The sequence below is a fragment of the Variovorax sp. 01T432 genome, from assembly GCF_056398605.1.
Genome location: NZ_JBFTPS010000161.1, coordinates 1 through 478, shown reverse-complemented (window position 1 = coordinate 478; position 478 = coordinate 1). Strand labels below are relative to the sequence as shown.

The 478-nt window shown below is 61.9% G+C and carries 1 protein-coding gene; it reads left to right on the top strand.

Annotated elements, in window-relative coordinates; all coding sequences use genetic code 11:
- Positions 1-411, top strand: a 411-nt coding sequence (locus tag AC1DNF_RS35790) for a MotA/TolQ/ExbB proton channel family protein (RefSeq protein WP_478153683.1), incomplete at its 5' end; no start/stop codon positions are given.
- Between the last annotated feature and the right edge of the window lie 67 nt (positions 412-478).

The following is a 478-nucleotide window of genomic DNA, read 5'->3' as shown; positions in this document are numbered from 1 at the left end:
GACGTGAGCGACTGGATCACCCGTGCGTTGCGCAATGGCATCGACGAATTCACGGCCCGTCTTCAGACCGGCTTGGCGATTCTGGCTTCGGTGGGCTCCACAGCACCGTTCATCGGCCTGTTCGGCACGGTCTGGGGCATCTACCACGCACTGATGAGCATCAGCACGGCCGGCCAGGCGACCATTGACAAGGTTGCCGGCCCCATCGGCGAGTCGTTGATCATGACGGCGCTGGGTCTGGCCGTGGCGATCCCCGCCGTACTGGGCTACAACGCGCTCGTACGGGGCAACAAGTTCGTGCTGACGAAGCTCAACAGCTTCGCCCACGACCTGCATGCCTACTTCGTGACCGGTGCACGCGTTCAGAGCGGCAGCGTCGAAGCCACTGTCGTTCCGCTGAAGAAAGGCTGAGCGCCATGGCCTTCGGAACTCAAGACGAACCCGATGAGGTGATGAACGAGATCAATATGACGCCGCT